Below are 6,553 nucleotides of genomic sequence, written 5' to 3'. Positions count from 1 at the left end.
GTAAACAATTTCAAGCTATAAACTGTAAATTATCAATACCATTACAGACATCCTTAAAACTTTAAGGTTTAGCGATCGCCTAATTTATGAAAAATACAGCTCATACAGTTACTTTTATATTACATTGCAAATATCTATGTAACATGTAAAGATGCCAGCGCTCATTGCTATAACTATCACGTTACTCAAGCATTAGACGGAAAAGAAGCTTTGGCTGCTTTGGAGCAAGACAAGAATATTGACATGATTTTACTAGATGTAATGATGCCCAATATGTCTGGTTATGAAGTCTGCGCTAAAGTTCGGGAAAAATATCCCGCTCAAAGTTTGCCCATCTTGATGTTAACTGCTAAAAATAGAGTAGCTGATTTAGTTATAGGTTTCCGATTTGGTGCCAATGATTATTTGGCTAAACCCTTTGCTAAAGATGAATTATTAACTAGGGTTAAAACCCATCTTCAATTATCAAAAATCACTAATGCTTACGGACGTTTTGTACCCCACGAATATGTCAAATTGCTATCAAAAGAAAATATTCTTGATGTCAATTTAGGCGATCGGGTGAGTAAAAAAATGGCTATATTCTTTTCTGATATTCGTTCTTTTACGAGTATATCTGAAAAAATGACTTCTCAAGAAACTTTTGCTTTTGTAAATGGTTACTTACAACAAGTTTGTCCAGAAATTCGCGCTTACAATGGTTTAATTATTAAGTTTATGGGAGATGGTATTATGGCTGTATTTCCTGAAGGCGCTGATGATGCTATACAGTCAGCTATTTCTCAACTTAAGACATTACAGAAATATAATCAGACTCTAAAAGCGATGGGTTTGTTACCGATGAAAATCGGCATTGGTATTCATTGGGGTCATATGATGGTTGGCATCATTGGAGAGGAAACTCGAATGTCAGGAGATGCACTTTCTCATAATGTGAATTTGACTTCACGTTTAGAAGGTTTGACTAAGTATTATGGAGTTTCTTTATTAATTTCTGAGTCAGCTTTTAAGAGTTTAAAATATCCTCAAAAATATCAAATTAGATTTCTAGATAGAGCATCTGTTAAGGGTAGAGATGAACCAATTAATGTTTATGAGGTGCTTGATGGAGAAGTAGATTATGTTCGAGAATTAAAATTAAGAACTCAGGCAGATTTTGAACTAGCTGTAGAGTATTATCGTTTGGGAGATTTGGTTGGTGCTAAGAATTATTTTGAGAAAGTATTAGCAGTTAATTCTTCAGACCAAACATCTCAACTTTATCTAGAAAGAATTGAGGAGTTAACAGCAACTGGTGTGCCGAAAAACTGGGATGGAGCTTGGGCATTTACTCAGAAGTAATATCAGTTTGATAAATATTTGCTACAAATAGGTAGACTATTTATTAGGAGTCAGGAGTCAGGAGTCAGAATAAATGGCTTCGATATTGTTTTTTAGGTCGGAACTTATATTTTTCGTCAACGGTATATCCCCATAATCATCCAAATTATATCAAATCCGGTTAAACAGTTATAGAATGGTTAAGTCTCTAGGAGTCAGGAGTCAGGAGTCAGGATTAGAGAGAATCACAAAGATGAGCGTAGTTATGACGATTGAATATTTTTTTTGTCCGATCAAACGGATTTGATATTATTCATAACGTTCTTTTTTTTTTAAATGGTAAAATATCAAATATCACCCATTTTTCCTACATATTCTTGAAAGTAGGGAGTAGGAAAGTAGAAGATTTATAATAGGACTTCGTAGTTTTGCTTGAGCAACAATACTTATATGAAATACAAAAAATTGTGCTACTTACGAATCTTCCCGTCTCCCTATCAATTTTTGGTAGCAAATATTAATACCAATTACCAAAAATAATGCTATACTTCCGATGAACTTCAGTTATTAAGTAATAATAATCGTTTAGTAATGTTTATAACGATTATCGGCATTAAACCAAGATATCTTATCTATTTTCACCCTACTCCCTACTCCCTACTCCCTACTATCAAGGAGATGTAGCAATAATGCGTGAGATTTGGGATAACGTATTTAATATAAGTATTGTAAGAGCTCAAGCCCAACTACAAACAAAAGCTAAGAAAGTTCAAAAAAATTAATTTTATTATTCCTAAGTTTATGATTTTTCGAGTGCTACATTCTTCAATTGGATTTTTATTATGTTGTTTATTGATTTTAATAAGTGGTTGTCGCCCAATTTTATTAAATTCACAAATTAATAATAATTCAAAATTAGTTTTAGCTCTTCCTAGTGCGCCAACTACTTTTAACTACCCAATATCTCGTTCTCCATACGGAATTTTTACGTTTATTTACGAGGGATTACTATCAGAAAATGGTCTAACTGGTGAGTTACAACCAGCATTAGCAGAATCTTGGATTTTGTCTGAGGATAAAAGACGAATTATTTTTACATTACGCTCAGGATTAAAATGGTCTGATGGTGAACCTCTAACTGCTGATGATGTTGTCTTTACCTATCAAGATATTTATCTAAATAAAAAAATTCCTACTGTTTATAGAGACTTTTTAAGAATTGGTAGAAATGGTGCTTTTCCCTCTATCAAAAAACTCGATCAACAAAGAGTTGAATTTATCTTGCCCGAACCATTTGCCCCATTTCTCAGATATGTAGAGAAATTGAAAGTTTTACCAGCTCATGTTTTGCAAGATACTGTTTTATCAATTGATGCTGATGGTAAACCCCTATTTTTATCAACCTGGAATACGAACACAGAACCACAAAAAATCATTAGTAATGGCGCTTTTAAACTTGCAGGTTACATACCTTCTCAAAGAATTATTTTACAAAAAAATTCCTTTTATTGGCGTTCCGATTCCATGGGTAATTCACTGCCTTATCTCGATGAAATTATTATCCAAATCATTCCTTCAACCGATAATCAATTGCTCAGATTTCGTTCTGGGGAACTAGATACTCTACGAGTAAATGCCGAAGCATTTCAATTACTTAAACGAGAAGAAAAACGAGGAAAATATCAGATTTATAATGGTGGTCCTCAAGTTGGCTATCAGTTTGTTGGTTTTAATCTTAATCAAGCTAAAAATTCGGAAGGTAAGCCTTTTTTAAATCCTATTAAGTCTGGTTGGTTTAATAATTTGGCGTTTCGTCAGGCAGTTGCTTATGCTATTGACCGTCAACAGATAAATAATAATATTTATCGAGGTTTAGGAGCAATACAACATTCTGCTCTGGGGGTACAAAGTCCTTATTATTTATCTCCAGAAGCAGGATTAAAGGTTTATAATTATAATCTTGAAAAAGCTAGAAATTTATTGTTAGATGCTGGTTTTCAATATAATAATGCAAATGAATTATTAGACAAGGATGGTAACCGAGTAGAATTTACAATTTTAGTAAAATCTGAAGAAAAACTCAGGATAGATACAGCAGTTCAAGTCAGAGAAGATTTAAGCAAAATTGGGATTCAAGCTAATTTACAGGTACTCAATTTCAACACTGTTTTAGAAAAGCTATTACTTCGTAGAGATTGGGAATGTTATGTCGGAGCTTTTGGTGTTCCTGGTGCAGATTTTGAGCCAAATTTACTCTCTTTATTTTGGTTAAGTAATGGTTCATTTCATCAATTTAACCTTGGTGCTAAACCTGGAGAAACACCAATGCAAAATTGGCAAGTTTCTAATTGGGAGCAAGAAATTGACCGTTTATTTACTGCTGGATATCAGACGGTAGATGAGAATGAACGTCGAGAAATTTATGGTCAGTTTCAGCAAATTGTTGCGGAACAGTTGCCTATATTTTTTTTAGTAAATCCTCTTTCGTTGCAAGCAGTTCGCGATCGTATAGATAATTTAAAATTCTCTGCTATTGGTGGAGCTTTTTGGAATATTGATGAATTGAAAGTTGCCAAAAAATAAACCTATAGCAGGGAACAGGGAACAGGAGGAAAAACATTTCCCTGTCTGAGGTTCATCATCCGCATAAGTCAAACATCAACTCTTTCTCTGCCATAACATTATCAGGACTTACGCAAAACATTGAATTATACACCATTTGTAGACCGTGTAGTGGTTAATGGCCATTAACCACTACAGATAGTAGGGGTTATGCGTAAGTCCTGATTATATCTGGTTGAATACTTATAAATAATGATGAAGGAGTTATAGCGCTGTGCGCAGGCAACAGGCAACAGGCAACAGGGGGAATAAATTGCCGATAATATTAAGACTTTTAGCTATTTTGCCCCTCCTGCAATTTGTAAATATACCAGTGCTCATTGCTATAGGAGTCAGTCCTCAGTCCTCAGTCCTCAGGAGGGAAGAAGAAGGAAGAGGAGGAGAAAGTTTTTGATCACTATTTAAACGGATAATCAGGTGTGACAGTTCAATTAATGATGCCGTCACACGCCCTACTTTGAATAAAGTAAAAAGATTAAACGTTGGTATATTCAGGAAATTTAGGAATTGGAACTACATCGTTTCATATATTCCCATCCACGTTGGGGAGAAACGCGATCGCGTCCAATAGTCTTCGCAATCCATTCTGCCACTTTCGGTCCAGTCCAGGTTTCTTGGTCTGTGGGTGGATTTTTGAGTGCTATGCGTAATTGTTCTTGTTGTTCTAGTGTCAGTAAAGCATGAGAAGGATAAAATTTCCTGGTTTTCCGTCGATTCAAAATGGCATTTGGTCCTTGTTGATTGTAATTTTTTACTATATCTTTAGCATAATCATAGTTAAGACCCAAAGCTTTAGCTGCTTCTTTAATCGTCCACTTTTGAGACACTAACCACAAAAGGTGCCAGCGCCGAGATTCTACTCTATCTCTAGTTTGGAGATAACGTGTTTTGATTTCTATTTCACTCAGGTGAGATTTTAGATAGGCTTTTTTAGGCATCTTTTTCTACTTTATCAGGGAGTAATAAATGTTAGTCGCTCGACTCTGGGAAGCAATAGAACTCTGTTCTGCTCAACGCAATTGCTATCCCAGAAATAGATGACCCTGTAAAGTTTAAATCGACCGTTACAACTTGAGATGATTTCTTAGTTAAGGTAGTAAACCTTTTTGAGCAGTTTAACCGTAATTTTTAATTTACGGACTAACACTTAATGTTAGAAATATCTGTTAATTTTATTAACTTTGCAGTTGCATTGTTTACGGTTTAGTTACTTATCTACATATACTATATCATTTTATAATATCTGTGTAAATATATAAAAGACTTAATTCAGATAATTTTTTAACTTCACGAAATCTTTACTTTTTTTATGAAAATCTTTACAAAATCTTGATAATATTCAACTCAAATTATGATTAAAATATAATTTTAAGCATTTGATATGCAAATTTAGTTGAGTATATAAAATCTGATCCCTGTTGAGAATATAGACCGATTACGCTAGTTTTATGAAGTAATTTTATCTGCTGGAAGTAGCGGTTAGTGAGTAATTAATTTTCTGTCTTGTTCTTCTAATTCTGAAGTTATTTTTCAATTACTACGCAAATTTAAGATAATAACAGCCAGGTATTTTACCAAAACTGATTTGTTATTGGCAGTGCTTCTATTTTATGAATTGCCTATTGTTATATTCTGTCTCTACCTAAAATTTTCAATTTACTTAATAAAGGAAGAAGGCTTTAGTTATCTAGAACAGAAGACTTAAAAGTCCGAAAAAACGTAATTAAATTTTCTGTAGATATTCACGCTTGGGTTTACACAAACGATAAAGTGTGGACATGATATAAAGAGTGTGGGGAGATGGGGAGTGTGGGGAGGGTGAGGAAATGGAGAGATCGAGAAAGATTTGGCAATGGTGCTCAGATGGAACTTTTTTTGGCGTTGCTTAAATGTAATGATAATTAGACATCTACTCCACCCATAGGGAGTAGGCAGTAGGCAGCTTTGCTGTAGGGGGAAAGAATTGATAATTTCTTTGGGATATAGATATTGATTTTTGATTCTTGGAGATGTCTATTAGCTGAAGGTAAAATTGAAAAACTGATGTTTTGCGCCCAAAGTTAATCTCAAAATCATTACCACTCAGCAACACCCCTTTTTTTACCGAAATCAGCAGATTTGATATTAGAGGAAGCTCTGCGAAGCACAAAACAGCGGTTAGTTTGCACACAACTATCGTTAACGATACGGGCAACAGAGAATAGAAAACAAGAAAAAGAACTCTACCTCAGCAATTTGAGAAACCCTATATCTATATATTCAGGACTTACGCATGAGTTACGAAAAACTAGGACTTGAGATTGCTATCTGTTCTGGACTGCTACGCAAACCCTGTCGGTCGCAATGACGAAAATACGTTTTACTGCGTAAGTCCTAATTAATATTGATAAAAACACTATTTTATCATCTTTCTCTTTTCCCTTTTTCCTTGCTCCTTCTTAGTTTTTCAAGTTTAAAATATCATCATTATATTTTTTTCGGAGATATAGCAATGAGCGCTGGCATCTTTACATATTACATAAATATTGATAATGTAACATAAAAGTAACTGTATGAGCTGTATTTTTCATAAATTAGGCGATCGCTAAAGGTTAAAGTTTTAAGGATGCGT

General features: G+C 34.1%; 3 protein-coding genes. 2 read left to right on the top strand and 1 reads right to left on the bottom strand.

The window, feature by feature from the left end; translation table 11 throughout:
- Window positions 1-93 precede the first annotated feature (93 nt).
- A complete protein-coding gene (locus F6K27_RS31845; protein ID WP_353736100.1) occupies window positions 94-1,341 on the top strand; it encodes a response regulator in 1,248 nt (415 codons plus the stop codon).
- Between the two features lie 831 nt (window positions 1,342-2,172).
- Window positions 2,173-3,903 (top strand): ABC transporter substrate-binding protein, encoded by a 1,731-nt coding sequence (locus tag F6K27_RS31840; RefSeq protein WP_287279855.1) that lies wholly within the window; start codon window positions 2,173-2,175, stop codon window positions 3,901-3,903.
- A 539-nt stretch (window positions 3,904-4,442) separates the two neighbouring features.
- Here F6K27_RS31840 and F6K27_RS31835 read toward each other — a convergent pair.
- Window positions 4,443-4,880, bottom strand: a complete 438-nt coding sequence (locus F6K27_RS31835; RefSeq protein WP_124144036.1) for a helix-turn-helix domain-containing protein — start codon at window positions 4,878-4,880, stop codon at window positions 4,443-4,445.
- Window positions 4,881-6,553: the final 1,673 nt, after the last annotated feature.

Source organism: Okeania sp. SIO2F5 (assembly GCF_010692685.1).
GTDB lineage: Bacteria > Cyanobacteriota > Cyanobacteriia > Cyanobacteriales > Microcoleaceae > Okeania > Okeania hirsuta.
This window is presented reverse-complemented; position numbering and strand designations above follow the sequence as displayed.